Origin of the sequence: Kitasatospora sp. NPDC048286 (assembly GCF_043201735.1) — a bacterium.
Classification (GTDB): Bacteria; Actinomycetota; Actinomycetes; order Streptomycetales; family Streptomycetaceae; genus Kitasatospora.
In genome coordinates this window covers 288,169-313,181 of record NZ_JBICZE010000010.1, presented here as the reverse complement: position 1 = coordinate 313,181, position 25,013 = coordinate 288,169, and the positions used below count along the sequence as shown (strand labels likewise).

Sequence of the window (25,013 nt, the reverse complement as noted above, 5' to 3'; positions counted from 1 at the left end):
CCCTTGCCCGTTACCGGTACTCGGCCAGTCGTCGGCCCAGACCCCGCAGCGCGGCGGCCGCGGCCAGCAGGCCGAGCAGCGCGGCGGCGACGCCGGCGGCGCGCAGGTCCCCGCCGGTGCCCTCGGCGGCCTTCGTGAAGCGGTCCTGCTCGATGTCGGCGGCCTGGGCGAGCGCCCTGTCGGTGGCGTTGAAGGCGGCGTCGGCGGTGGCCGCGTCGCCCTTGGCCGTCACGGTGGCCTCCAGGGCGCCCTGGTAGTCGGCGTCGCTCACCTCCCGGACCCGGGCCGCGTCGTGCCGCCGGCGCCACTCGTCGAACTGGTTCCTGGCCTCCTGGATGCTCGGCCTGGCGGCCTCCGGCGCCTTGTAGAAGGCATCCGCCAGGGAGCCGCTGTACCGGCCCGGTGGAGTCTTCTCGGCGCCGGCCAGGTTCTCGGCGGCCTTCGCCCACTGGTCGGCGTACCTGGTGGTCGAGCCGCGGGCGACGAAGTGCAGGTTCTCCGCCAGCCGGGCCGTCAGCACGTCCGCCCGGGCGGAGTTGAGCGCCTGCAGCGGGTTCGCGCCCTCGCGGCTGCTGCGGTGGAGGGCCGAGTCGGTGGCCAGCCCGGTGACGGTCAGCCACAGGGCGCCGGCCAGCACGGCGGCGGTGGCGCCCAGCAGTCCGATGTTGAACACCCGGTTGGTGCGGCGGAACAGCGTCGACTGCACCCAGACCAGCGCCGCCAGGGTGACCAGCGCCAGGCCGTACGCCGCCCACGGCACCGCCTCGGCGGCGGCGTAGTCGTCGGCCAGCTCCTGGTTCTCGGCGGCGGCCAGTTCGGCGGCGGTCGGCAGCAGCACCGTCTGCATCTGCTCGGAGGCGTACCGCAGGTAGCCGCCGCCGAGCGGGATGCCCTGCCGGTTGTCGGCCCGCGCCGTCTCCACCAGGCCGGCGTACACCGGGAGTTGCTGGTTCAGTCGGGCGAGCGAGCCCTGTGCGGGGGAGGTCGCCGTGGTCCGGGCGGCGGCCTCGGCGATCAGCTTGGCGGCGGTGGCGACGTCCTGCTCGTAGCGGCTGCGGACCTCGTCGGGCTCGGCGCCGGCCAGCAGGAAGCCGCTCGCCGCGGTGGTGGCGGCGTCGGCCAGGTTGCGGTGGATCTCGGCGGCGTCCCGGCTGAGCGGCTGGCTGTACGAGACCACCCGGTCGGCGGCCTGCGCCCTGGTCTCCAACTGCCAGGCGGTGAGCCCCCCAAAGGCCACGGTGAGCACCGCGAGCACCACACCGGTCAGCCGCAGCCGACCGGGGGGCGTGCGGGTGGCCTGGGCGAGCCGGGCGCGCACACCGGTGGCGACGGCCGTCGAGGGGCGCTTCACCGGCGCCCCGCCGGGTCTGGGCGCCGGGGGAGCGCCGCCGGGCCGCGCGGGCGGGGCCGCTCCGGGGACGGCAGGGCCCCCCGACCGGGCCGTCGCCGCCGGTGCGGCCGTCGCCACCGCCGTACCCGGCGGCTGGTTCGGCCGTGCCGGGAACGCGGCGCCGGACGCGCCGCTGCCTACTGGTGTTGCCACCCGCCTCATCCTCCCCTGGGGCCGGGCCCGTCCCCGGGGCCCGACCGATGGCAGCAGTATGGCCGTGACTCCCCGCGACCACACCCGACTTGCGCCGATCTTGAGCATGTCGTGCACGTTCCCCGGGGCGGTTCGTACCGCCGGTACCGCTCGTAACGCCGGTACCGCTCGTACCGCCAGTACCGCTCGTGCCGGTCCCTGCCGCTCCTGCCGCTAGTGCCGCTCGTTCCGCTCGTGCCGGTCGCCCCGGGAGGTGGCGAACCGTCCGACGCCGGCCGCCCCCTCCGCGGTTCCCCGCCGGGCGGAGCGCGGGGGCCGGGTGCGGACGAGCGTTCCCGGGTGCGGCATCCCCTCGCTCCGTACGATGGAGGTATGCGCCTGCTTGGAACGATCTCGCCCGACCGCCCGCTGCTCGTCGTCGCCGTGCGCGAGGAGGCCGCCCACCTGGACGACCGCCTGCCCGTGCTGCTCACCGGGATCGGGAAGGTCAACGCCGCCGTCGCGCTGGCCACCGTCCTCGCGCAGGGCGAGAAGCCCTCCGAGGTGATCAACCTGGGTACGGCCGGTGCGCTGCGTCCCGGTTGGGAGGGCATCCACCACGTGGTCCAGGTGATCCAGCACGACCTGGACACCACCACCCTGCACGCGCTCACCGGGCGTGAGTACGGCGCACCGCTGGTGATCGGCAAGGGCGACGGCCCGGTGCTGGCCACCGGCGACCTCTTCGTCTCCGACCCGGACGCCCGCGACCGGCTCGCCGAGCACGCCGACCTGGTGGACATGGAGGGCTACGCCGTCGCCACCGTCGCGCACCGGGCCGGCGTTCCCGTGCGGCTGGTCAAGCACGTCAGCGACGAGGCCGGGGACGGCGCGGGGCACAGCTGGAAGGAGTCGGTGGACGACTGCGCCCGGAAGCTGGCCGACTGGGTGGTCGCGCAGGGCTGGTGACGCCTCCTCAAAGTCGGTGTCCCGGGGCTCCGGCGCTGGCTAGGGTGGCGCGATGACCGAGACCACCGTTCCGAGCGAGCCCTCCGACGTCCGTCCGCCGAGCCTGAACGCGGACGAGCCGACCACCCTGCTGGCCTTCCTGGACTACCTGCGCGCGGCGGTGATCGCCAAGCTCGACGGGGTCGCCGACGAGGACGCCCGGCGCCCCGGCGTCGCCTCCGGCACCAGCCTGCTGTGGCTGGTGCGGCACCTCGCCGTGGTCGAGGACAACTGGTTCACCTGGGCCTACCGGGGCGTGGGCGACGAGCCGCGCAAGACGGGCGAGGCGCCGCTGGACGGCGCGACCGTGGCCGCGGAGCTCGCCGGCTACCGGGCGGCGATCGAGCGGTCGAACGCGGTGGCCGCGGCCGCCCCGGACCTGGACCGGCCGGGTGCGCGCTCGCTGCGGCCGGAGGCCGCCGAGGGGCCGTCGCTGCGGTGGGTGCTGGTCCACATGATCGAGGAGACCGGGCGGCACGCCGGGCACGCGGACATCATCCGCGAGCAGCTGGACGGCGCGGTCGGGCGCTGACGGCGGAGCGGGGGCGGGAGGGCGGACCGGGCCCTCCCACCCCCGCCGCCCCGGGGTCAGGCGTCCCGGAAGTCCGAGAGGTCCAGCGCCGCCAGCCGCTCCGGGTCGGTGAGCACGTCGATCGCGACGATCGCGCCGTCCACCACCGTGAACGCCATGATCGACAGCGCCCGGCCGTTGTCGCCGATGACCACCGCGCCCGCGGTGCCGTTGACCAGCGCCGGGCGGGCGAACGGCGACAGCGTGCCCCACAGGACGGCCTGACCGGCCACCGTGCCCGCGCCCGAGAGCACCACCGTGTGCCGGGCCAGCACCGTGCCGCCGTCCGAGCGCAGCACCACGTCCGGGTCGAGCACGGCGACCAGCGCGTCCAGGTCGCCGTTGCGGGCGGCGGCGAAGAACGCGTCCACGGCCGCGCGCTGCCGGCCGAGGTCCGGGTCGGGCGTGGGCGCCTGCCCCCGCACCTTGCGGCGGGCCCGGCTGGCCAGCTGGCGGGTGGCGGCGGCGGTCTTCTCGATCAGCGGGGCGATCTCCTCGAACGGCACCGCGAACAGGTCGTGCAGCACGAAGGCGACCCGCTCGGCCGGCGATAGCGACTCCATCACCACCATCAGCGCCAGCCCGACCGAGTCCGCGAGCACCACCTCCTGCTCCGGGTCCACCACGCCCTCGCGCCGCAGCAGCGGGTCCGGGATGCGCGGCGGCCCGGGCTCGCCGCCGGGACCGGCGGGCTCCAGCGGCTCCTCGCGGCGCTGGGCGCGGGTGCGCAGCAGGTTCAGGCAGACCCGCGAGACCACCGTGGTCAGCCAGCCGCCGAGGTTGGCCACGTCGGCGGTGTCGGTGCGGTCGTAGCGCAGCCACGCGTCCTGGAGGGCGTCCTCGGCCTCGCCGACCGAGCCGAGCATCCGGTACGCGACGGCGCGCAGGTGCGGGCGGTGCTCCTCGAAGAGCGCGGCCCGGGCGGCCCGGTCGTCCACCTTCTCGTCCACGTGTCACGGTCCTTCGTCGCCGGGGGCAGGGCAGCAGGAGCCACCCAACAACGGCGGCGCCGGGAGATCAACTCCCTTCCGGCGACGTGCCTGGGCGACGCGCCCCGGCGGGGCGGTCGGGGGCGGTCGGCGGGGCGGTCGGCGGCCCGGGGCCCTGTCCGAGGCGCCTCGTAGGGTGGCCGCCATGTCCCTCCTCGATGCGATCCGCGCCGACTCCGCCGCCGCCGACTTCCTGGCCTGGCCGGGCGACTTCTCCCTCGACGTCTACGAGCACGGTGAGGAGGTCGTGCTCGCCTCGGGCGAGGCCCTGGAGCCGTTGGCCAAGGACGGCGCGGGCGGCACCTACTTCCTGTGCGGCGAGGGCGGCGAGGACCGGCCGGTGCTGTACGCCGACTCCGAGGGTGGGGCGGCCCTGCTGGCCGTCGGGGTGCCGGAGCTGGTCCGGCTGCTGCTGGCGGTGCCGTGGTGGCGGGACTGCCGGCGGCTGACGGTCGAGGAGAGCGAGGCGGCGGCCGAGGAGTACCTGGAGGACGAGCCCGGGCTGTACGCCGAGCGGGACGCGGCGGCCGCCGCGCTCGGGCTGGACGTTCCCTCCCCGGCCGAGGCCCTGGCGCGGCTGCGGGAGCGCGCGCTGGGCCTCGGGGCCTCGTACGTGCTGCTCAACGCGGAGGAGGAGGGCGCCGTGTACGAGCCGCTGTTCAGGCCGTAGCGGCTTCGGTGACGTCCCTGGTCGTGACCACCTTGGCGAAGCGGTTGGCGTGCAGGGTCGTCGCGGTGGCGCGGGCGAGCTCGGCGGCGGGGACGGTGGTGCCGTCGGGGCCGGTCATGTCGAAGGAGTGCATGGCGTCGGTGGGGAAGATCGCGTCGTAGCCGAGGTTGCCGGCCATCCGGGTGGTGGTCTCACAGCACACGTTGGTGATGATCCCGGCGACGACCACCTGCCGGGCGCCGCGCTCCTGGAGCCAGGCGTGGAGGTCCGGGGTGCCGTAGAAGGCGCTGTTGACGGTCTTGGTGACGTGCAGGGCGGGGGTGACGCCGGCGACGAAGTCCTTCAGCCCGTACCCCGGGGTGCCCTCGGCGAGCGGGCCCGCTGTGGAGGCGTGCTGGACGGTGACGATCGGCCGGCCGGTGGCCTGCCAGGTGGCGATCAGTTCGGCCATCCGCTGCTCGGCCCGCGGGTTGTCGCGCGGGCCCCAGAAGGAGGCGTCCTCGAAGCCCTTCTGGACGTCGACGAGCAGCAGGACGGCGTCGGGGTCGAGGGTGAGCGGGGCGTCGAAGGCGTCGGTGTTGGTCATGCCGACCATGGTGGTCGGGGCCGCCGGGGAGGCGTGATGGGCGGAGAAGCCACCCATCGATGGATTCCTGCCACGGGTTCCCGTGCCATAGGTTCCTGCCATGCGAACGGTGGGGTGTCTGATCTTCGACGGGGTCCGGGCCTTCGACTACGCGGTGATCGGCGAGGTGTGGGCGAACCGGACCTCCCGGCCCGGCCTGCCCGCCTTCGACCTGCTGGTCTGCGGGCCGGAGGGCGCCCGGGTGCGGCTGGGCGGCGGGCTGGAGCGGGTCCCCGACCACGGCCCCGCGGCGCTGGCCGACTGCGACCTGGTGATGGTGCCGGGCGTCGAGGACCCGGCCGTCCGGCGGAGCCCGGAGATCCTGGACGCCCTGCGGGCCGTCTCCGCCGCCGGCGTCCCGATCGCCTCGCTCTGCGCGGGCGCCTTCGTCCTCGCCGAGGCCAGCCTGCTGGACGGCCGCGAGGCCACCACCCACTGGGCGCTCGCCCCGGAACTCGCCCGCCGCTTCCCGGCGGTGACGGTCCGGCCTGAGGTGCTCTTCACCGGCGGCGACGGCCTGTGGACCTCGGCGGGCGTCGCGGCGGGCATCGACCTCTGCCTGCACCTCGTCCGCACCGCCCACGGCCAGCAGGCCGCCGCCGCGATCGCCCGCGCCATGGTCACCGCGCCGTTCCGGGCGGGCGGCCAGGCCCAGTTCATCCCCTCCCCGGTCCCGGACGCCGCTGCCGGCGACGACCCGCTGGCCCGGCTCCGGGCGGAGGTGCTGACCTCCCTCGACGCCCCCTGGACGGTGCGCCGGATGGCCGGCGCCGCCCTGATGTCCGAACGCACCTTCGCGCGCCGGTTCGCCGCCGCCACCGGAGCCGCCCCGATGCGCTGGCTCCTCGACCAGCGCGTCCTGGCCGCCCAGCGCCTGTTGGAGGAGACCGACCTGCCCGTCGACGCCGTCGCCACCCACTGCGGCTTCGCCTCGGCGGTCTCGCTGCGGCCGGTCTTCACGGCCAGGGTGGGTGTGGCGCCGAGGGAGTACCGGCGGGCCTTCCGGGGGCGGGAGGAGGGCTGAGGTCTACGGGGTCAGGCCGTGACCGCCGCGCCGACGGGGAGCGCCACGACGATCTCCTCGTCCTCGTGGTCCCCGGTCGGCCGGAAGCCGAGCGAGGTGTAGAGGTGCCCGGCGGAGGTGTTGTCCGGGTGGTAGGAGAGGCGGATCTCCCGGCACTCCGGCAGCGCCGACAGGCGCTCGATCACGGCGTGCACGGTGGCGCGGCCCACGCCCCGGCCCTGTTCGGCCTCGGACACCACCATGCCGCCGATCCAGTGGGTGCCGTCCTCGTCGTCGTACGCCCACATGACGTGGCCCACGATGTCCTCGCCGGCGCGGACGCCGAGGGACGTCCAGACCCCGCCGCGCTGGGAGAGCAGGAGGTAGCGCGCGGCGAGTGCGGCCACGTACCGGCGCTGGTCGTCGGCGGGCGCCACGTCGGCGACGTCGCGCCAGTTCTCCTCCGTGATCTCCTCGAGCACCACGGTCCGGCCCTGGCGGTCGGTGGTCTGCTGCGTCATGCGTTTCCCCACATCTCTGCTGTTCATGAGGGGTGATCATAGGCATGCGAACAGGTGGTCGGGGAGTCATTTTCCGCGGGGCCCGGTGAGGCCGGGTAGGGCGGGGGAGGAGCCGGGCGGGGCCCGGCGAGGCGAGGAAGGGGGGAGGGGCGGGGGGGCGGCCCTCAGCGCCGCCACCCCGTTGGCTTCTCGGCACGGGGGCCGTGGTCCGTTGAGCCAAACCCCACCATGGGGTGAAGCCGTGGGCCGTGGGCCCGGTGGGCGCCGTCAGCCCGTGGCGGCCGCGCGCAGGCGCTTCTTGTCCGGCTTGCCGACGGGCGTCAGCGGGATCTCGTCGACGACGTGCAGCACCTCGGGGGCGAAGATCCGCCCCTTGCGCTCGGTGACGAAGGCGCGGAGTTCGTCCAGCCGCGGCCGCTGCCCCGGTGAGGGAACGACGGCGACGTGGACGTGCTCCGCCTCCTGGTCGTCGCGGACCCCGAAGACCGCGCAGCGGGCGACCGTCGGGTGGGTGAGCAGGAGCTCCTCCACCTCGGAGGGGTAGACGTGCCCGCCGACCACGATGATCAGGTCCTTGACCCGGTCGGAGAGGTAGAGGTAGCCGTCCTGGTCGAAGTAGCCGATGTCGCCGGTGTCCAGCCAGCCGTCCCGCAGCACCGCGGCGGTGAGGTCCGGCCGCTTCCAGTACCCGGCCATGACGACGTCGGAGCGAATGTGGATCTCGCCCTGCTCGCCGGCCGGCAGGTCGGTGCCGTCGAGCGAGCGGATCGCCACCTCGACGCCCGGGACGGGCCGGCCGACCGGGACCCGGCCGCCCTGGCCGATCCGCTTGTGCTCCTGCGGCATGAGTACGGAGATCAGCTGCGCCTCCGACATCCCGTACATGCCCACCAGGACCGGCCCGAAGACCTTGAGCGCCTCGCGGATCCGGGTCGGTGAGGCGGCGCTGCCCCCGTACAGGATCTGCCGCAGGCTGGACAGGTCGGTGCGGCCGATCGCCGGGTGGTCGAGGAGCTGGTGGAGCAGCGGCGGCAGCACCCAGAAGTCGGTGATGCGTTCGCGCTCGACGGCGGCCAGGACCGCGCCGGGGTCGAAGGAGCGCTGGAGGACCACCGTGCCGCCGTGCTGGAGGGCCAGGTCGGCGAGGACCCCGCCGAGGTGGGCCAGCGGGGTGGCGGCGAGGAAGCGGGGCGGGCCGCCGGTGCTGACGACCGGGTCGTCGAAGACGCGGCGGTAGGGCCCGTGCAGGCTGAGGATGCCCTTCGGGATGCCGGTGGTGCCGCCGGTGTGGCGGATGCTGAGATCGTCCTCCGGTCCGATCCGGACGTCCGGGGGCTCGGCCGGGCGGTGGGCGGAGGCGGCGATCACGTCCTCGCCGATGGCCGGGGTGCGGCCGTCGAGCGGCCCCGGGCCCAGGGTCAGGACGGTCGGCACGTCGATCAGCGGGAGCAACTCGGGGGCCTCGGCGTACCGTTCGGCGTCCACGAGCAGCACGGCGGTGTCGACGCTCGCGGTGATCTCGGCCAGGACGGGGATGCTCATGCCGTCGTACAGGTTCACCACCCGGGCGCCCGCGAGGCCCGCCGCGTACCGGGCGCTGAGGGCCTCGGGGGTGTTGCCCGTCAGCAGGGTCACGGTGGTGCCGACGGCGGCGCCCCGGGCGATCAGCTCGTGGGCGAGGCGGTAGGTGGCGGCGGCGAAGTCGCCGGCGGTGACCTCGGTGCCGTCGGCGGCGACGACGGCCCGCCGGTCGGGGTCGGAGGCGAGGGACTGGAGGATCAGCGCGGGGCCGCTGACGAACTCCTCGTCGGGCATGGCTACTTCTTCCTTGTAGTTTGCAACCATGGCCACAGGCTAACCCCATCCGTGCCGCCGGGTCGGGGACGCCCTGCGGGCAATTGGCGTGAACATAGCGCTGTCGGCGCATTCGTGACGGTCAATCAGTTACTTGGCGCCGGCGCTGCCTCTGTTCGAGTGAATCGCCCGGGAGTTCGGTGCGCCGCCCCGTTGCCCCGTTCAGAACGCCGCCGGAGGCCGCAGGGCGAGGTCGGTGGCGGCGGCCCAGTGCTCGGTGGTGGCGGTGACGATCACGTAGCCCCGCTGGGAGGGGAGCCGGGGGAGCAGGGCGCTGCGGCAGCCGTGGCTGTGGTGGACCTCGACCGGGACGGGGACGCCGTGGAGCAGGACCTCGCCCGGGGTGGGCGGGCCGTCGAGCGGGGCGAGGTGGGTGCGCAGGTCCAGGCGGTCCGAATTGGCCAGGAAGGTGGAGAGTTGGGACTGCGGGGTGGTGAGGGAGCCCACCCGGTGGCCGTCCGGGACGGGGCGCGAGGTCTGGACGACGGCGACGAGCTCGCCGTCCAGGTGGTAGTTGAGGTCCAGGTGGCAGAGGTAGCCGTCGGAGGAGAGCCGCCCCAGCAGGAAGGACCACCCGGGCGGAGCGCCGCGGAGCGCGGCGATCTGCTCGCCCCACTCCTCGGCGGTCTCGCGGTGGGTCGGTACGCGGATGCCGCGCGGGCGGGTGTCGCGGAACAAGGGCTTCCCCCAACGAGCGGTCGGTGAATGGTCGTTGGGATGAGTATGCGGGTGCCGACCGACCGTTCGGGGGCGGATCGGCCGGTAGGCTCGGGTGCGATGCGGAAGTGATCCGTTCCGGGCGGGAGTGATCCGTGACGACGTACGTTCTGATCCATGGCGCGGCCGCCGACGCCTGGTGCTGGGAGCCGCTGGCGGCCGAGTTGCGCGGGCGCGGCCACGAGGTGCTCGCGCCGGAGCTGCCGTGCGACGACGACGCGGCCGGGCTCGCCGAGTACGCGGACGCGGTGGTCGCGGCGATCGGCGACCGGACGGGCGGGCTCGTGGTCGTCGCCCACTCGTTCGGTGGCTTCACCGGTCCGCTGGTGTGCGCGCGGGTGCCGGTGGACCTGCTGGTCATGCTCCAGGCCCAGGTGCCGGCACCCGGGGAGACACCGGGCGCCTGGTGGGAGAACACCGGCTACGGGCCGGCCCGCCGCGAATCCGACCGCGGCAGGGGCGTGCCGGAGGGCGCGGAGGAGGACGAGCGCGCCCTGTTCCTGCACGATACCCCGGCCGCCCTGGCCGAGGAACTCCTCACCGGGCACCAGCGGCGGCAGTCGGCGACGCCGTTCGGGACACCGTGGCCGCTGGCGGCCTGGCCGGACGTGCCCACCAGGTTCCTACTGGCCACCGGCGACCGCTTCTTCCCGCCCGCGTTCCTGCGGCGCCACGTCGAGGAGCGCCTCGGCCTCCGGCCCGACGAGATGCCGGGCGACCACCTCCCGATGCTCGGCCACCCGGAGGAACTGGCGGACCGGCTGGAGGCGTACCGGGCCGCGCTGTAGGCGGGGCGGGGCGGGGCGGGGCGAGGCGCGGCAGCCGTCGGCCGTCGGCGCCTACGGCCCTGCCGGCGTGACGATGGTGCAGATGTCGTCCGCCGTGCAGGCGGCCGGGTCGGTGGTGGCGGCGCGGTCGGCGAGGCCGCGGAGCGACTCCCGGGTGGCGGCGAGGTCGGCCATGCGGCGCTCGATGTCGGCGAGGTGCTCGTGGATGAGGCCGGTGAGGTGGCTGCAGGGGGCGTGGCCCTCGTCGCGCAGGACGAGGACCGAGCGGATCTCGGCGAGGGTGAGGCCCGCGCGCTGGGCGTCGCGGACGAACGCGAGCCGGGTCACGGCGGTGTCCGGGTAGTCGCGGTAGCCGCCCGGCGTGCGCGGCGGCGCGGGCAGCAGGCCGCTGTCCTCGTAGAAGCGGATGGTCTTGGTCGTCAGCCCGGTGCGGGCGGCAAGGACGCCGATGCGCATGCCTCCAGGCTAGCCCTTGACCTTCCAGTGCACTGGAAGGTCTAGCGTCGGACGACGGAGACGGAGTCGGAGTCGAACGACGGCCTGGAGGGCTGAGCACATGCGGATCACGGTGCTGACGGTGGCGGACTGCCCGAACGCGCGGCCCGCGCTGGACCTGGTGGCCACCGCGCTGGACGGGCGGGAAGCCGAGGTGGAGCTGGTCGAGGTGGCCGACGAGGCCGAGGCCGCCCGCCTGGGCATGTACGGCTCGCCGACGATCCTGCTCGACGGCACCGACCCGTTCGCCCCGCCCGGCGCCGTACCGAGCCTGTCGTGCCGCCTCTACTGGGGAGCGGACGGCGCGATGTCCGGCCTGCCGGACGAGACCGCCCTGCGCCGGGCCCTCGCCGGACAGGCCGCGCCGGTCCGCGATGCCGGGGGGCCGGGACCGGGACCGGCGGACTGCTGCGCCCCGCTCCCGGAGGCGCCGGACCTCCCGGACGTCCGGCGCGTCGTCGACCGGGCCGGCCGCGGACGCCGCGCCCCCGCCGAGCGCGGCCTGCGCGCCGTGCAGCAGCAGATCCTGCGCCACTTCGCCGACACCGGGGCCGCCCCCGACACCCGGCCGCTGCCGCCGGAGGCGCTCGCCGAACTGGCTGCCGAGGACTTCGTCACCCTGGACGAGGCGGGGAACATCCGCGCCGCCTACCCCTTCTCCGCCGTCCCCACCCGGCACCGGGTCCGCCTCGCCGGCGGGGTGGAGGTGTGGTCGATGTGCGCCGTCGACGCCCTGGGCATCCCGGCCATGCTCGGCCAGGACGCGGTGATCACCTCCACCGACCCGGTGAGCGGCGAGCCCGTCACCGTCACGTCGGTCGACGGCACCCTGCGGTGGGAGCCGGCCGACGCGGTGGTCTTCGTCGGGCAGCGCCCCGGAGGCGGCCCGGCGGCCGTGGCCTGCTGCGACGTGCTGAACTTCTTCACCGACGAGGCGAGCGCCTGCACCTGGACGGGCAGCCACCCGGATGTGCACGGGCGGGTGGTCGGCCGGTCGGAGGCGGCGCGCATCGGGCGGGACACCTTCGGGCACTTGCTGGCGCCTTGAGCACGGCGGCGGCCTCGTCTTGTGGGTTCAGTCGGAGTCGGATACGACCACGATGGAGGCGAGCCGGGTGCGTGTCAGTTGTGTCCGTTCCAGGGCACTCTTGGAGAATCGCGCTCGCGAAAGATCGGCATCGGCGAAGGAAACGCCGCGCAGCTTCCCTTCGGTGGGGTGCGCCAAGCCAGTCGTTCCAGGCGGTAGAGGGCGGTGATTCGTCGCTCGAGATCGGTGGACCGAAGGTCCGCCCTCAGCGCCTGACCGGTTGTGGGTGGTTCTGCTGGCGCATCCGGATCCGCGTCCTCGGCGGCGAGCCAGAGTCGGTGGAAGCGCTCGACCTCGTCTTCGGGGTCCGGTTTCTGCCGCCCGACGGCGGCCTCGGCCAGGTAGCGCACCATGGACTCCACCCTCGCCCAGGAGGGGACTGCCACTCCGTTCAGCAGCTGGCTCGCAGTGTCGTGGCTCACCGTCGTCGGCAGGTCGTCGCGGCGCTTGATGCCGTCGGAGATGTCGCGGAGACTGGGCTTGCCGGCGCCCCGGTACAGCCCGTGCAAGCCCTCGACCAGGTCCCTTCGAGGCCCGGGCGGAAGCTTCTCGCTGCTTGGAATGGCGATTCCCACCACAGGGTGCACCTCGATGGACTGTCAGGTTCCGTCCGCTGTCAGTTCATCATGAAGCGAAGTCGCAGCTCTGTCAGGCGAACGCCGTGCGCTGCGGCGGCGGGTGGTGCCACCGTGACCAGCCTGCTCACTTGGGTGTTCACCCGGCGCGGCTAGGGCTGCGCGCGCCCCCTGGCCTGCCCACCGGATGATGCCGGTGGGCAGGCCCGTGAGTGTGCACTGGTGATCAAGTGCTTGGCCCCTGACGGAGCATCGGGAAATCGGACGGCTGCCTAGCCTGCTGGCAGTGCGTCATGGATGCCGGCCGCGCATGGAAACCGGTGGCTGGTGAGGCGCGCTGACGACTCGTCTCATCATCATCGAGGGATTCCTGCATGCTGACGACAAACGAACTCAGCGCACCGGCACGGGTGCTCCGCCGCCTGGTCGGTGTGATGATCGCCCTCGCGCTGGCGGTCGGGCTCACGGGCATGACGTCGCCCGCGGCGCGCGCCGACACGAGCGAGAATCTCACCAACATCAACTGGGACATCAGCGACCTGAACGGTGGCGGCGCTTCGCCGCACCAGCGCTACTGGGACGTGATCGCCCGGCTCCACACGCTCAGCAGCCACGACTGGTTCAGGACCGACCTGGACGAGACGCAGGTGAGAGACGTAGACCGGCTCATCCAGATCAGCATCCACCGGGGCGGCATCTATCAGGGTGCGCTGTACTTCTGGCCGCACAACCTGTACGTGGCCGGCTTCTACCAGGCCGGGGGCACGCACTGGACCTTCAATGACGGTCCTGCGGCGGTGGGCCGTTTCAACCGGGTCCTGGGCGTCAACGCGAGCCTCATCCCCTGGTCGAGCAACTACAACAACATCCCCGGTGGCAGTGACAGGCAGAGCCAGCAGATCACCGGGCCGAGGCTCGACAACGCCCTGCAGCAGCTGAGTCACATCTCCGGCCTCATGGCCAGCGGCAGCGGGCGCAGTCTCCTGGCGGACTCCGTCCTCATGATGGTCCAGGCCACCTCGGAGGCGGCGCGCTTCGGTCGGATCTTCGACAACATCCGTGGCAACATCCGGGACCACGGCGTCGCTCAGGTCGGCGTGGAGAACGTCAACCTGGAGACGAACTGGGCCGCGCTCTCGAACTGGGTGTACCGGGTCATGAACAACCCTGGCACCCCTGCCATCACGGTCGGCGCGGGGGTCTTCGCCCGCACGTTCTACACGTTGCCGCAGCTGATGCAGTACGTGTCCTACATGGACCTCTTCAGCGGTTCCCGTCCCCAGCCGTAGCCACGTCCTCCGGAAGCCGACAGGGCAGCTGCCCGGCTTCCGGACGGAGGTGACGCGCAGGAAGTCGGCCGGGCCGACTTCCTGCGCGTTGTCGTGGTCCGGTGGTTCGGCGTCCGGCCGCTGGCGGCGCCGCCGGGTTTGGCCGCTGGGCGCCGTGGTGAGCAGGAAGTCAGCGGGGCCGACTTCTGGTGCGGGGCGAAGTGGTTTTCGGGGCCTGGCGGTGACCCTGAATACCACCCCGGGGTGATCCGTTACGCCACTCCACAGGACGCGACACCAGGAAGCCCGAGGGGTGCCGGTGACTTGGGAGAAGTGGTCGGTCAGTCGCTGATCGCGAGATGCAGGATCGTGGCCCAACTGTCGGTGACCAACAGCAGGTTGCGCCACCAGATGTAGGACGTGTGCGGGCCTCCGACATCGCCGGAGCTTCGGACGGGACCCAGGTGCGCCTCGATGAGGTCGGCGACGCCATCGGCGAGTTCGCCGGCCTGCCGGATCTCGTCGGGCGTGCGCAGGTCGGCTGCCGGCCACCTGTTGGCGGGCTGCATGAACCCCTCGGTCACCTGTCGACGGAGAATGTCCCGCCAGGCCCGGGGAGAAGCGAACGGGACTACAGGTGTTGTCACCTGGTATCCGCTGCCCCAGCCGCCGGCGTCGTAGACGGCCTGAGCGAGACCCCGCATCCGGTCATGACCGGGTGTCGTCCCCGTCACGGGGACCACGTGAAGCAGTTCGATGAACGGCTCGTGGTCGCAGTCCTGGAGCAGGTCGAGAAGGGGTTCCGCCGCGGCTTCCACCGCGTCCGGCGCAGCGAGCGGGTTCAGCATGGATCTCCGGGGCCTCTCGTCCGTTCTTGCGGTTCGGCCTCATTGTGCTGGCTGGGCGCGCGTTCGTGCGGCGAAGTCGGCGACTGCTGGCCGCCGGGGGTGCGCAGGAAGTCGGGTGGGGTCGACTTCCTGCGCGGGGCGCATGGGGTTCGGCGCATTCGGTGTCCGCTGGGTGCTGGGGGAGCCGGTGGGGTTCAGGGGTGGGTGGCGGCTTGGGTGCGGCAGTGGGTGAGGGCGAGCTTGAGGCGGGGGTCCGGGTTGGGGGTGGCGGTGAGGAGTTCGCCGGCGCTGGTGAGGGTGCTCCAGTACTGGGCCGGGTCACCGGTGCGGGGGAGGGGGTGGGTGGCGGTGAGGGAGAGGTAGGCCGCCGTGAGGTTGCCGGTGGTGAACCAGCGCTGGAGACCGTGCTGGTGGCCCGGGCGAATCCCTCCCAGGGCCTCGATGGCGGCCAGGAAGAGGTCGACGACGGCGAGTTCGTTGGTGTCGAGGCTCTTGGGGACGTCGAAGACGCCGAGGGCTTCGAGGAGTTCGCCGGTGTCGTCCTCGGAGTTGGGGCGGGGGTCGGCGAGGAGGGCGTCGTAGCAGTCGTCGAGGCGGCGGGTGGCTTCGGCGTGGGGGATGTCGAGAGCCAGGCAGACCGCCCGGGCACAGATCAGGGGTTGGTGGCCGAGGCGGGCGATGAGCGCGTACGTGGCGGCCGGGGTGGCGCCACGGGAGAGGGTGTGGCGGGCGAGGGTGGCGAGATTCATGGGGGTTCGGGCTTTCAGACGGTGACGAGGACGGGGGTGGGGACGGGAGCGACGAGGACCCAGACGAACTTGCCGACGCCGCCCGGGTGGGAGGCGCTGCCCCAGCGTTCGGCAAGCTCGTTGACGAGGAAGAGTCCGCGGCCGTGTTCGTCGTCGGGGGTGGGGGCGGGGAGCGCGGGGTGGGTGGTGCCGGCGTCGTGGACTTCAATCCTCAGGCGGGAGTTAACGAGCGAGAAGCGGACTTCGATGTGCCTCTCGTCGGGGGCGTCCGAGTGCTGGACGGCGTTGGCGAACAGTTCACCCAGCAGCAACTCGGCGGTGTCGCCGTACCGTTCGCCCGAGGGGAGCCCGGAGAGGTACGCCCGGAGCAGGTAGCGCGCGAGGGGCGTGGACTCGGTCCGCGAGTCGAGGCGCGCGACGAACATGCGGGGGCGACGGGCAGTGAGCATGGGGCACCTCGAAGGGGGCGGAGGGGCGTGCGAGAGGGGCGCGAAGCTCACGCTGCGCACGCAGATGATCGCTTTCCGGTGTCAATGATCGGCCTGCGGGGGTACGGTTGCGTCCAAATCCACGTGTTGAGCACGTGACGCACAGGTGGGAGTGGTGATGACACGGCGAAAGCAGCGCGGACCGACGGCGAGCTCCGCGATCATGTTCGGCGAGGAGATCCGCTACGCGCGAGAGCAGGCGGGCTACACCCAGGAGGAGTTGGGCAAGCTGCTCCACCTCGACCGGACGGTGGTCTCACGGACCGAGGGCGGGCGGCGCAAGCCGCCTCTCGATGAGGTCGAGGAGCTCGGGCAACTGCTGAACACCGGTGACCTGCTGATGCGGCTGTACGGGATGGTCGACTGGAACGCGTCGATCGATCACCCTGATTGGTTCCAGGGTCACGTCGACTTGGAGGCCATCTCGGTTGCGGCTCGGGTGTACCAGGACAGCGTGGTGCACGGTCTGTTGCAGTGTCGGCCGTACGCACGAGCGCTCTTCGCCACTGGCGATGCGGCCGGCAATCCGGACAAGATCGAAGAGCTGACCAAGGCGCGACTTAGTCGACAGGCGCGCTTTCTCGCGCCCAACGGGCCGCTGCTGGTCGCCATTCTCGACGAGAGTGCGATCCGTACTGTCATTGGCGGGCCTGGTGTGATGAGGAGCCAGATGGAGCACCTGTTGCGGGTGGCCCAGCTCCCGAACATCGTCATTCACGTGGCGCCGTTCTCAAGTCGGCAGGCCTACATCAACACGGCTATGGTGTTGCTGGAGCTGCCGGATGGGCAGCGCGTGGTCTACTCGGAGAGCCTTGATGCAGGGCATCTCAGTGCAGATCTTGCCAAAGTGACCAAGCATCACCGCCGCTTCGAGCAGCTCCGTGGCGAATGCCTGTCAGGGAGCGACTCGCGTCGGCTGATCGTCGATGCGCTGGAGGGTTACAAAGATGGTGAGCGACAAGATCGCTGCAGTCGAGTGGCGGAAGAGCAGCCACAGCGGCAACAACGGCGGCGACTGCATCGAGGTAGCCCCCGGATTCCCCGGCCTCGTTCCGGTGCGTGACTCCAAGGACCCCGACGGCCCGGTCCTCGTCTTTCCCGGCTCCTCCTGGAGCGCCTTCGTCGAGGCCGTTCGCGCCGGCCGCCTTCCGCTCGAAGGCTGATCCACCCCCTCAACGCCCTCGGGGCGGGGCACCCGCCGGTGCCCCGCCCCGATGCGTTGACCAGTCCTGTCAGCAGGCCCAGCCGCTCGCGTTGCTCCAGTAGTCCAGCTTCGCCCAGGTCTGCGGGCCGACCTCGCCGTCCACCGCGAGGCCGACGCAGCTCTGGAACTTGTAGACGGCGCTCAGGGTGGCCTGGCCGAAGACGCCGTCCTTGTCGAGCCGGTAGCCCTGGTTGGGGTTGATCGAGAGGTTCAGTTCGCACTGGAGGGCCTGCACGGCGGCCCCGGAGCTGTTCGACCGGAGCAGCGGCTCGGAGGTGGTGTATTCGCTGCAGGTCGCTCCGGGCTGGGCGGCGTTGGCGGTGCCGGCGGTGGCGACGGAGCCGGCGAACAGCAGGCCGGCGACGGCGAGGCCGGTGACGAGCTTGCGCATTGAGGGTTCCCTCCCGTTGGCGTGCGCCGTACCGGCGGCGCAGCGCGTGTGTACCAAGGGTGGCCCGAGAGGTCCCGTGAGGGCTGTCCAGAAAACACCTCATCCGGGTGCGCTTATCGGATAGACGCAACCGCCTCTTCGGCCTCAGTGGTCGCCTGGCTCCTCGCACGGTAGGCCCGCTTCTTCACCAGGGCGCCGCAGGTCTTCATCGAGCACCAACGCCGTGCCCCCGCACGGGAGGTGTCGACGAACGGCGTCCCGCACGCCGGGTTCCCGCAGATGCGGACGCGTGTCCGCTGGTCGGACCCGCAGAGTTCGATCAGGTCCCGCGCGACCATGGAGAGCACGGCCGTGACGCCGTCCCCGTGCCAGCGGACGGTGGCCGCGTCGGGCGAGAGTACGGGCGCCGAAGTCGGTGCGGCGGCAGCGCGGTTGACGAGGTCGACGTCCCCGACCGCGGGCGTCGTTCCCTCCGCCAGGGCGAGGCCGATCCGCTGGACCGCCTCGCGGAGTCGCCTGGCGCCGTCCAGGTCGGCCTCGGTGCAGGCCGGCGCGGCTGTCGTGCAGCCGCTCTCCACGCACCAGCGGCTCAGGTCCTCCGGCCGGGCCAGCCGTTCGACCCGCACCTCCTTGCCGCGGTCGGCCAGCGTGCCGGCGAAGGCGAAGCACAGCCGCGCGTCGTCGAACCGGAAGTCGGTCCTGGCGCGCTGGCGCCCTTCTCGTCGGCCGTCCCCATCGCTCATGTCCACCACTTTAGGCGGTTGACGTGGTGCGCGGCGAGCACATAGCGTCCAAGTCCACCGCTTGAACCGGTGGACAATCCCTGAGGAGGTCGCGTCCATGCGCGCCGCAGTCATCGAAGAACTCCGCAAGCCCCTCGTCATCCGCGAGGTGCCCGATCCCGATTGCCCTCCGGACGGTGCGATCGTGCGCGTCGGGGCCAACGGCATCTGCCGCACCGACTGGGCGCTGTGGGCGGGGGAGTTCTGGACGGGAGGGCCGCGGGTCGAGCCGCCGTTCGTTCTCGGCCACGAGTTCGCCGGCACCGTCGTGGAGGTCGGCCGGGACGTCCGGGGCTGGCGGGAGGGCGACCGCGTCATCTTCCCGATGAACCCCGGCGAGGGCTCCTGCGAGATGTGCCGCAGCGGCAACCAGCACGTGTGCGAGCACGTGGACTCGCTCGTGCCCGGGGTCTCCTACTGGGGTGCCTTCGCGGAGTACGTCATGGTCCGCTTCGCCGACGTGAACCTCGTCCGGGTGCCGGAGTCCGTCGGCTTCGTCGACGTCGCCGCCCTCGCCTGCCGCTACATGACCGCCTTCCATGGCGTCGTCGACCAGGCCGGGGTCCGCGGCGGGGAGTGGGTCGCGGTGTACGGGGCGGGCGGCGGCATGGGCCTGTCCGCGGTGGAGATCGCCGCGGCGACCGGCGCCAACGTCATCGCGGTCGACATCGACGACGAGAAGCTCTCGGCCGCGCGCGCCCTGGGGGCCGTCCACACCGTCAACGCGGCCACGGACGAGCCGGCGGAGGCGGTGAAGGCCCTCACCGGGGGTGGCGCCCACGTGTCCGTGGACGCCGTCGGGATCGCCGAGGCCTGCCGGAACTCCGTGCTCTCGCTGCGCACGCGCGGCCGCCACCTCCAACTCGGGCACACCACCGGCGCGGAGCGGGGGGACGTCGCGCTGCCGATCGACGTGATGATGGTCAAGGAACTGGAGTTCCTGGGCGCCTTCGGCATGCAGGGCCAGCGGTTCGGCACGATGCTCAACATGATCGAAGCCGGACGCCTCCACCCCGGCCGGATCGTCACCCGCACCGTCGGCCTCCACGAGGCGGGCTCGGTGCTGGCGGACCTGGAGACGTACGGGCCGACCGGCGTGGTCGTCATCGACGAGTTCGGGGCCTGAGCGGCCATGGCAGCGGACACGACGACGTCCGTCCCCCGTCTGCGGATCGACCCGGAACTCGGCCGGGCCCTCGGCGGCGTTCCGATGACCCCCAACGGCGCGTTCGACCTGACCGACATCGCCGCCACGCGCGAGACGCTCCGCGCCTTCGCCGAGGCGAGCGCCGCCAACACACCCGACGACCCGTCGGTCACCGTGGAGGAACACCGCGCGGCGCGGCCGGACGGTGGCCCCGACGTGCCGATCCGTCTGCTGAGGCCCACGACCGCGAGCGGGCCGCTGCCGGTGCTGCTCTGGTTCCACGGCGGCGGGCAGGTGCTCGGCTTCGCCGCCCAGGACGACCCCTGGCTCAAGCGGCTGTGCGCGCGGGTCGGCTGCGCCGTCGCCGCCGTCGACTACCGGCTGGCCCCCGAGACCCCCGCACCCGGCGCCGCCGAGGACGGGTACGCCGCCCACCGGTGGCTCGTCCGTGAGGCGGGGGCCCTGGGCCTGGACGGTGCCCGGATCGGGATCGCCGGCCAGAGCGGCGGCGGAGGGATCGCGGCGGCCACCGCCCTGCTGGTCCGCGACCGCGGCGGCCGGGCACCGCTCTTCCAGGCGCTGATGTACCCCATGCTCGACGACCGGAACCGGACCGCGTCGAGCCACGAGATCACCGACATCGGCATCTGGGACCGCTCCGCCAACCTCCTGGCCTGGCGGGCGGTCCTGGGCGAACGCGCCGGAACCGGCGACGTCTGCCCGTACGCCGCCCCCGCCCGCGCGGAGGACCTCGGCGGGCTGCCGCCGGCCTTCATCGCGGTCGGCGAACTCGACTGCTTCCGCGACGAGGACCTGGACTACGCCACGCGCCTGCGTGCCCACGGCGTCCCGGTCGAACTCCACCTGTACCCCGGCGCGTACCACGCCTTCGACCTGTTCGCCCCCGAGTCGCGGCTCGCACAGGCCTTCGAGCAGGCCTGGCTCGGCTACCTCACCCGCCATCTCCGGGCCCCGGCCCCGTAGCGCGACCGGGCGGCGGTCGCCCCCACCCGGGGGCGGCCCCGCCCGTTCGCCGGGGGGTGGTCGGAGGCACCCCTCCGGATGGTCTATAGTTTTCCTCATCACCCAGATGCGCGGGTGGCGGAATAGGCAGACGCGCTGGATTCAGGTTCCAGTGCCCGAAAGGGCGTGGGGGTTCAACTCCCCCCTCGCGCACAGCGAACGGCCGGTCGATCTTCGGATCGACCGGCCGTTTTGTTCTCCGCCCAACTCCCGGGCCTCGGCGGCGACTTCGTAAGGTACGACTTTCCCGGCCGCTGTTTACCGCTCCCCTCCGGGGTGGGATTCCCCTTCCGGGCGGCGAGGCCGCTGCTCGCCGAGGAATCGGAAGGGGGCCGCCGTGCCGTGGTCCATGCGGGGTCGGGCGGCCGTCTCCCTGACCGCGGCGGCGCTCGCGAGTGCCGCCGTGATCCCCGCGGCGGGCGCGCCGTCCGTCCCCAGGCAGCTCGGCCGTCCCCGGGGCCACACGGTGTGCGCTTACACCGAGGTGGACTACCAGGGTCTGCTGGAGCACATCAGGCAGCCGCGGCCGCTGATCGAACCGCCTGTCGAGAGCGTGGTCAACCACAGTCAAGTGGCCTGGTGCTTCTATGAGTTGCCCGCGTACGGCGGTCTCCGCGTCGCGGTCGAACCGGGCCGCGGCGCCGCCAGCTTCCCGTACCCCGTCCAGTCCGCGCGACCGGCCGGAGCAGAGTGAGCCGCCCTCGGCGGATCCTCGGCGGCTCTCCGGGAGACGGGCTCGCCGCGCCATGTGACGCCTTTCCCCCGCGGCCCACGGGTGCCTTCACGGGAGCGGCCGGTCGACCTCCTGGTCGACCGGCCGCTCAACCGCTCCGGAGTCGTGAGGGCCTCACGACTCCGGCGGTGCGGGGTACGTCACCCGTTGTTCCACATGGCGCCCGCGCCGGTGTACGAGCCGCTGATGCCGGTGTCGTCGGAGTAGATCCAGGCGGTGGCGTGGGAGAGGCCGTCCGGGCTGACGGTGGACTGGTTGGAGCCGAAGCCGGCGCCGTTCTGGTTGGCGGTGAAGAAGCCCTGACCGAAGGACGCGTCCAGGCCTTCGGTGGCCGAGGCCAGGCCGGCGCAGCCGATCACGAGCGGGGTGGTGAGGGCGGCAACGGCCAGGACACGCTTGACAGCACGCATGATGGTTCTCTCCGTGGAGTTCGAGATCAGAAGCGGCGGCGACCGGTCGGCCCCGCCTGAACCAGACAGCCACGGGCCGCGACCCCCCGCAAGCGACGCCGCCATCCGAACAGACCTCACGGACTGTCAGACACACCGTGCTGACCTGCGGAGATGGCCGATCGGGCGATCTGTCCGCAAGGTCGTTCGGGCGGAGCACGCCGCTCGCAGGAAATCAGGGAGGCGGCCGGTCGATCCGCGGATCGACCGGCCGCCGGGCTCACCGGGCCGGGTGGGTCACTGGGCGACCGCCACGAACCTCCAGTGGAGCCTGGCCGCGGTGGAGCCGGGGTCCGCGAGCGGCGTCTCGTCCGACGCCGGGCTCTTGGTGCGGTTCAGCCGGTCCGTCGGGGTCGTGTGGTTGGTCAGCAGCGGTCTCGCCGAGGCCGGCGGCCTCACGCGGGGCATGGAGGAACCAGCGCCGGGCGGCCGAGCCGTCGACGTGGGACATGGAGGAGCCGGTGCCGTAGTCGCGCCCCGGCTCCGGTGGCCGAAAGTGGACCGGGGAGTTCATGAATTGACTATCCGTCTACCGCCATAATGGGTGGCCAGAGGCGTTCACGGCCGTGCCGAGGGGATTTCCTCCCGAGGAAGTCCGGTTTCGGCGCGCGGGTGGCGGTCGGCCGGAATCGCGCGGGAGGGGAACGGTTGTGGTGGGCGGGGTCGAGGCCGGCGTGCTCGGCGACGGAGGTCCGCTGGTCGGCCGGGACGGCGATCTGCGGCTGGTCCGGGAGCGGCTCGGCATCGGGGCCGGTGGCGGGGCGCTGCTGCTGGTCGGCCAGGCCGGTGTCGGCAAGAGCGCCGTCCTGGACGCGGTCGCCACGGCCGCGCTCGCGGACGGCGCCCGGGTGTTCCGGGCCTCGGGCGTGGAGTTCGAGGCCGACTGCGGCTACTCGGGCCTCAACCAGATCCTCTTCCCGCACCTCAGCGCCCTGGAGCAGCTCGACGCCGCGCTGCGCGACGCCCTGCGGGTGGTGCTCGGCTTCGACAGCGGCCCGCCGCCCGGGCAACTCCTCGTCTCCAACGCCGTCCTGCGGCTGCTCCAGACCGTCGCCGGCGGGCAGCCGCTGCTGCTCGTCGTCGACGACCTGCACTGGGTCGACCCGGCCAGCACCGCCGTGCTCGGCTTCGTCGCCCGCCGGGTGACCGGCCTGGGCGTCGGCTTCGTGGCGGCCGCGCGCTCCGGCGAACTGGGCCCCCGGGAAGCCGCAGCCTTCCCCACGTACGAACTCCCGCCCCTCGACGACGAGTCGGCGGCCCGGCTGCTCGCCGATCGGTTCCCCGGCCTCGGGCGCGGAGTACGCCGGCGGCTGCTCGCCGAGGCCGGCGGCAACCCGCTGGCACTGCTGGAACTGCCGCCCGCCGTACCGGCGGCCGCCTCCGCCGACTGCCCGGTCGTACCGGCGCTCAGCAGACGGCTGGAGACGCTGTTCGGGGCGCGGATCGCCCGGCTGCCCGCCGCCTCCCGGCAACTGCTGCTGCTCGCGGCCCTGGAAGGCACCGGCGACCTCGCCGTGCTGCAGGCCGCCGCCCGCCGGGCCGAGGGCTCGTACGGCCTGGACGCCCTCGGCCCGGTCGAGCGCGACCGGCTGGTGGACATCGAGGAAGGGCTGCAGCGGCTGAGGTTCCGCCACCCGCTGATCCGATCCGCCGTGGTGACCCACGCGCTCAGCGGCGAACGGCGCGCCGCGCACGCGGCACTCGCCCAGGCGCTGGCCGACCGGCCCGAACGCGGCGCCTGGCACCTGGGCGAGGCCACCCTGGAGCCCGACGAGGAGGTCGCCGCGCTGCTGGAGCACGCCGCCGGCCTCACCCTGCGGCGCGGCGACGCCGCCGGGGCCATGCGGACCCTGATCCGGGCGGCCGACCTCTCCCCGGAGGGGCCGAACCGGCGCCGCCGGCTCGCCGAGGCCGCCTACCTGGGCGCCGAGTCCACCGGGGAGCTGACCAGCGCCCGCCAACTCCTGGACGACGCGCGCCAGGCCGGGCCGGAGGGGGAGGACTCGCTGCACTCGGCCACGGCGTCGGCGCTGCTGGTGCTCAACGGGGACGCGCTCGGCGGGGACGTGCCCGGCGGGGGCGGCGACGTGGGCGGGGGTGGCGACGTGGGTGCCGCGCACCGGCTGCTGACCACCGCCATCGAGTCCGCGGCCGGCGCCCACCGGTACCGGGCCGACGACAAGGCGCTCGTCGACGCGCTGCACGTCCTCGCCGTGATCTGCTTCTTCGGCGCCCACCCCGACCTGTGGCGTTCCTACGACCGGGCCCTGGAACGCCTCACCCCCGAGCCGCCCGCCATCCTGACCGTCCTGGGCCGCACCTTCGCCGACCCCGCGCGCACCGGCGCCGCCGCGCACGGGCAACTCGACGCCCTGACGGCCTCGTTGGGCGAGGAAGCCGACCCCGTACTGATCACCCGGGTCGGCACCGGGGCCCTCTACCTCGACCGCCTCGGCGAGGTGCGCGAAGCGGCCTGGCAGGTGGTGCGGGCCGGACGCGAGGGCGGCCCGGCCCGGCGCCACCTCTCCTCCCTCATCCACCTGTGCCTGGAGGACTACCTCACCGGGCGGTGGGACGAGGCGCTCCACCTCGCCGGAGAGGCGCTGCGGGCCTGCGAGGAACACGGGTACCGCGCCTTCGCCTGGTACTTCCTGTTCATCAGGTCCATCGTCCTCGGCGCCCGCGGCCACACCGAGGAGAGCCTCGCGACGGCCGGCCACGTCATCGACTGGGCCGCGCGCCACGGCGCCCCCTGCGCCGCGCACTACGCCCACCACGCCGCGGCCGTCGCGGCCCTGGGCAGCGGGGACTTCGCGCTCGCCTACCGGCACGCCGACGCCGTCAGCCCCGCCGGCACCCTGGCCTCCCACGTCCCCCACGCGCTGTGGGTGGCCGCGCACCTCGTGGAGGCCGGCGTCCGCTGCGACCGGCGCGAGGAGGCCGCCGCGCACGTCCGGGCCATGCGCGAGGCCGGGCTGGGCGCCGTGTCCTCCCGGCACGCCATGCTGCTGGAGGCCTCGGCCGCCCTGTGCAGCGACGACGACCAGGAAGCCCTGCGGCTCTTCGCCCTCGCGCTGGACACCCCCGGCGGCGACCGGTGGCGCTTCGACCACGCCAGGGTCCGGCTCGCCTACGGAGAACGGCTGCGCAGGGTCCGGTCCACCACCGAGGCCAGGGACCACCTCGGCGCCGCCCTGGCCACGTTCGAGGACCTGGGGGCCCGGCCGTGGGTCGAGCGGGCGAGGAACGAACTCCAGGCGACGGGCCTGAGCCGGCCGGGGCCCGACGCCTCGAACACCCGTGGCCTGAGCGCCCAGAAGCTGGAGATCGCCCGCCTCGCCGCCTCCGGACTCACCAACAAGCAGATCGCCGACCGGCTGTTCATCTCGCACCGCACGGTCGGGGCGCACCTGTACCAGATCTACGAGAAGCTCGGCATCACCTCCCGCACCATGCTGCGCGACGCGCTCGGCCCGGTGCCGGAGCCGCCGCAGCGCGCGGGCTGA

General features: G+C 73.3%; 28 protein-coding genes and 1 tRNA gene. 14 read left to right on the top strand and 15 right to left on the bottom strand.

What is annotated here, in order from left to right; genetic code table 11:
- Positions 1-10 precede the first annotated feature (10 nt).
- Positions 11-1,351, bottom strand: a complete 1,341-nt coding sequence (locus ACGF13_RS25135) for a hypothetical protein (protein ID WP_392878741.1) — start codon at positions 1,349-1,351, stop codon at positions 11-13.
- A 564-nt stretch (positions 1,352-1,915) separates the two neighbouring features.
- Between ACGF13_RS25135 and ACGF13_RS25130 the strand changes: the two genes are divergently transcribed.
- Positions 1,916-2,491 (top strand): nucleosidase, encoded by a 576-nt coding sequence (locus tag ACGF13_RS25130; protein WP_392878738.1) that lies wholly within the window; start codon positions 1,916-1,918, stop codon positions 2,489-2,491.
- Between the two features lie 52 nt (positions 2,492-2,543).
- Entirely contained in the window at positions 2,544-3,062 is a 519-nt protein-coding gene (locus tag ACGF13_RS25125) for a DinB family protein (RefSeq protein WP_392878736.1), read from the top strand.
- 56 nt (positions 3,063-3,118) lie between these two features.
- On the opposite strand, the gene ACGF13_RS25120 is transcribed toward ACGF13_RS25125, so the two are convergent.
- The gene (locus tag ACGF13_RS25120) at positions 3,119-4,051 is read right to left on the bottom strand and encodes a sigma-70 family RNA polymerase sigma factor (protein WP_392878733.1); all 933 of its coding nucleotides are present in this window, start codon (positions 4,049-4,051) and stop codon (positions 3,119-3,121) included.
- Between the two features lie 184 nt (positions 4,052-4,235).
- On the opposite strand from ACGF13_RS25120, the gene ACGF13_RS25115 reads away from it, so the two are divergent.
- Positions 4,236-4,760, top strand: a complete 525-nt coding sequence (locus ACGF13_RS25115) for a hypothetical protein (protein WP_392878731.1) — start codon at positions 4,236-4,238, stop codon at positions 4,758-4,760.
- Here ACGF13_RS25115 and ACGF13_RS25110 read toward each other — a convergent pair.
- The gene (locus ACGF13_RS25110) at positions 4,750-5,346 is read right to left on the bottom strand and encodes a cysteine hydrolase family protein (RefSeq protein ID WP_392878873.1); all 597 of its coding nucleotides are present in this window, start codon (positions 5,344-5,346) and stop codon (positions 4,750-4,752) included. The two genes, ACGF13_RS25115 and ACGF13_RS25110, sit on opposite strands and share 11 nt — an antisense overlap.
- Before the next feature lie 100 nt (positions 5,347-5,446).
- Between ACGF13_RS25110 and ACGF13_RS25105 the strand changes: the two genes are divergently transcribed.
- The gene (locus ACGF13_RS25105) at positions 5,447-6,409 is read left to right on the top strand and encodes a GlxA family transcriptional regulator (RefSeq protein WP_392878729.1); all 963 of its coding nucleotides are present in this window, start codon (positions 5,447-5,449) and stop codon (positions 6,407-6,409) included.
- Positions 6,410-6,420: 11 nt separating this feature from the next.
- On the opposite strand, the gene ACGF13_RS25100 is transcribed toward ACGF13_RS25105, so the two are convergent.
- From ACGF13_RS25100 to ACGF13_RS25090, 3 genes are all read right to left on the bottom strand, one after another.
- Positions 6,421-6,909 (bottom strand): GNAT family N-acetyltransferase, encoded by a 489-nt coding sequence (locus ACGF13_RS25100; protein WP_392878726.1) that lies wholly within the window; start codon positions 6,907-6,909, stop codon positions 6,421-6,423.
- Positions 6,910-7,176: 267 nt separating this feature from the next.
- On the bottom strand, positions 7,177-8,724 hold the full coding sequence (locus ACGF13_RS25095; protein ID WP_392878724.1) for an AMP-binding protein: 1,548 nt from the start codon (positions 8,722-8,724) through the stop codon (positions 7,177-7,179).
- A 201-nt stretch (positions 8,725-8,925) separates the two neighbouring features.
- Entirely contained in the window at positions 8,926-9,441 is a 516-nt protein-coding gene (locus ACGF13_RS25090; protein WP_392878722.1) for a hypothetical protein, read from the bottom strand.
- Between the two features lie 134 nt (positions 9,442-9,575).
- Between ACGF13_RS25090 and ACGF13_RS25085 the strand changes: the two genes are divergently transcribed.
- Entirely contained in the window at positions 9,576-10,268 is a 693-nt protein-coding gene (locus tag ACGF13_RS25085; RefSeq protein ID WP_392878720.1) for an alpha/beta fold hydrolase, read from the top strand.
- 51 nt (positions 10,269-10,319) lie between these two features.
- Here ACGF13_RS25085 and ACGF13_RS25080 read toward each other — a convergent pair whose 3' ends face one another.
- Positions 10,320-10,724 carry a heavy metal-responsive transcriptional regulator gene (locus ACGF13_RS25080; protein ID WP_392878717.1) on the bottom strand — a complete coding sequence of 135 codons (405 nt, stop codon included), beginning with the start codon at positions 10,722-10,724 and terminating at the stop codon, positions 10,320-10,322.
- Positions 10,725-10,824: 100 nt separating this feature from the next.
- Here ACGF13_RS25080 and ACGF13_RS25075 point away from each other — a divergent pair, with 100 nt between their 5' ends.
- Positions 10,825-11,811 (top strand): alkylmercury lyase family protein, encoded by a 987-nt coding sequence (locus ACGF13_RS25075; protein ID WP_392878715.1) that lies wholly within the window; start codon positions 10,825-10,827, stop codon positions 11,809-11,811.
- Between the two features lie 27 nt (positions 11,812-11,838).
- Here ACGF13_RS25075 and ACGF13_RS25070 read toward each other — a convergent pair whose 3' ends face one another.
- The gene (locus ACGF13_RS25070) at positions 11,839-11,988 is read right to left on the bottom strand and encodes a pentapeptide repeat-containing protein (RefSeq protein ID WP_392878713.1); all 150 of its coding nucleotides are present in this window, start codon (positions 11,986-11,988) and stop codon (positions 11,839-11,841) included.
- A gap of 811 nt (positions 11,989-12,799) precedes the next feature.
- Here ACGF13_RS25070 and ACGF13_RS25065 point away from each other — a divergent pair.
- A complete protein-coding gene (locus ACGF13_RS25065; protein ID WP_392878712.1) occupies positions 12,800-13,714 on the top strand; it encodes a ribosome-inactivating family protein in 915 nt (304 codons plus the stop codon).
- Positions 13,715-14,034: 320 nt separating this feature from the next.
- Here ACGF13_RS25065 and ACGF13_RS25060 read toward each other — a convergent pair whose 3' ends face one another.
- The 3 genes from ACGF13_RS25060 to ACGF13_RS25050 all read right to left on the bottom strand — a co-directional run bounded on the left by ACGF13_RS25060 (position 14,035) and on the right by ACGF13_RS25050 (position 15,739).
- Entirely contained in the window at positions 14,035-14,541 is a 507-nt protein-coding gene (locus ACGF13_RS25060) for a hypothetical protein (RefSeq protein WP_392878710.1), read from the bottom strand.
- 194 nt (positions 14,542-14,735) lie between these two features.
- A complete protein-coding gene (locus tag ACGF13_RS25055; protein ID WP_392878708.1) occupies positions 14,736-15,290 on the bottom strand; it encodes a hypothetical protein in 555 nt (184 codons plus the stop codon).
- A gap of 14 nt (positions 15,291-15,304) precedes the next feature.
- Complete coding sequence (locus ACGF13_RS25050) at positions 15,305-15,739, bottom strand: ATP-binding protein (RefSeq protein ID WP_392878706.1); 435 nt, start codon at positions 15,737-15,739, stop codon at positions 15,305-15,307.
- Between the two features lie 157 nt (positions 15,740-15,896).
- Between ACGF13_RS25050 and ACGF13_RS25045 the strand changes: the two genes are divergently transcribed.
- Both ACGF13_RS25045 and ACGF13_RS25040 read left to right on the top strand, forming a co-directional pair.
- Complete coding sequence (locus ACGF13_RS25045) at positions 15,897-16,841, top strand: Scr1 family TA system antitoxin-like transcriptional regulator (RefSeq protein ID WP_392878704.1); 945 nt, start codon at positions 15,897-15,899, stop codon at positions 16,839-16,841.
- Positions 16,798-16,941, top strand: a complete 144-nt coding sequence (locus tag ACGF13_RS25040) for a DUF397 domain-containing protein (RefSeq protein WP_392878870.1) — start codon at positions 16,798-16,800, stop codon at positions 16,939-16,941. The genes ACGF13_RS25045 and ACGF13_RS25040 overlap by 44 nt, the downstream gene beginning before the upstream one ends.
- A gap of 69 nt (positions 16,942-17,010) precedes the next feature.
- Here the strand turns inward: ACGF13_RS25040 and ACGF13_RS25035 are convergent, their stop codons facing one another.
- Together ACGF13_RS25035 and ACGF13_RS25030 are read right to left on the bottom strand one after the other, a co-directional pair.
- A complete protein-coding gene (locus tag ACGF13_RS25035; RefSeq protein WP_392878703.1) occupies positions 17,011-17,373 on the bottom strand; it encodes a peptidoglycan-binding protein in 363 nt (120 codons plus the stop codon).
- A gap of 113 nt (positions 17,374-17,486) precedes the next feature.
- Positions 17,487-18,116: a CGNR zinc finger domain-containing protein gene (locus tag ACGF13_RS25030; RefSeq protein WP_392878701.1), complete on the bottom strand. Its 630-nt coding sequence runs from the start codon at positions 18,114-18,116 to the stop codon at positions 17,487-17,489.
- 97 nt (positions 18,117-18,213) lie between these two features.
- On the opposite strand from ACGF13_RS25030, the gene ACGF13_RS25025 reads away from it, so the two are divergent.
- The 4 genes from ACGF13_RS25025 (at position 18,214) to ACGF13_RS25010 (ending at position 21,019) form a co-directional block, all read left to right on the top strand.
- Positions 18,214-19,281: an alcohol dehydrogenase catalytic domain-containing protein gene (locus ACGF13_RS25025; protein WP_392878700.1), complete on the top strand. Its 1,068-nt coding sequence runs from the start codon at positions 18,214-18,216 to the stop codon at positions 19,279-19,281.
- 6 nt (positions 19,282-19,287) lie between these two features.
- The gene (locus tag ACGF13_RS25020; protein ID WP_392878697.1) at positions 19,288-20,286 is read left to right on the top strand and encodes an alpha/beta hydrolase; all 999 of its coding nucleotides are present in this window, start codon (positions 19,288-19,290) and stop codon (positions 20,284-20,286) included.
- A gap of 108 nt (positions 20,287-20,394) precedes the next feature.
- A tRNA-Leu gene (locus ACGF13_RS25015) sits at positions 20,395-20,478 on the top strand.
- Between the two features lie 184 nt (positions 20,479-20,662).
- Entirely contained in the window at positions 20,663-21,019 is a 357-nt protein-coding gene (locus ACGF13_RS25010) for a peptidase inhibitor family I36 protein (protein ID WP_392878695.1), read from the top strand.
- A gap of 179 nt (positions 21,020-21,198) precedes the next feature.
- Here ACGF13_RS25010 and ACGF13_RS25005 read toward each other — a convergent pair whose 3' ends face one another.
- Positions 21,199-21,468, bottom strand: a complete 270-nt coding sequence (locus tag ACGF13_RS25005; protein ID WP_392878692.1) for a hypothetical protein — start codon at positions 21,466-21,468, stop codon at positions 21,199-21,201.
- Positions 21,469-21,744: 276 nt separating this feature from the next.
- On the bottom strand, positions 21,745-21,915 hold the full coding sequence (locus tag ACGF13_RS25000) for a hypothetical protein (protein WP_392878690.1): 171 nt from the start codon (positions 21,913-21,915) through the stop codon (positions 21,745-21,747).
- Between the two features lie 245 nt (positions 21,916-22,160).
- On the opposite strand from ACGF13_RS25000, the gene ACGF13_RS24995 reads away from it, so the two are divergent.
- Positions 22,161-25,013, top strand: a complete 2,853-nt coding sequence (locus ACGF13_RS24995) for an AAA family ATPase (protein ID WP_392878688.1) — start codon at positions 22,161-22,163, stop codon at positions 25,011-25,013.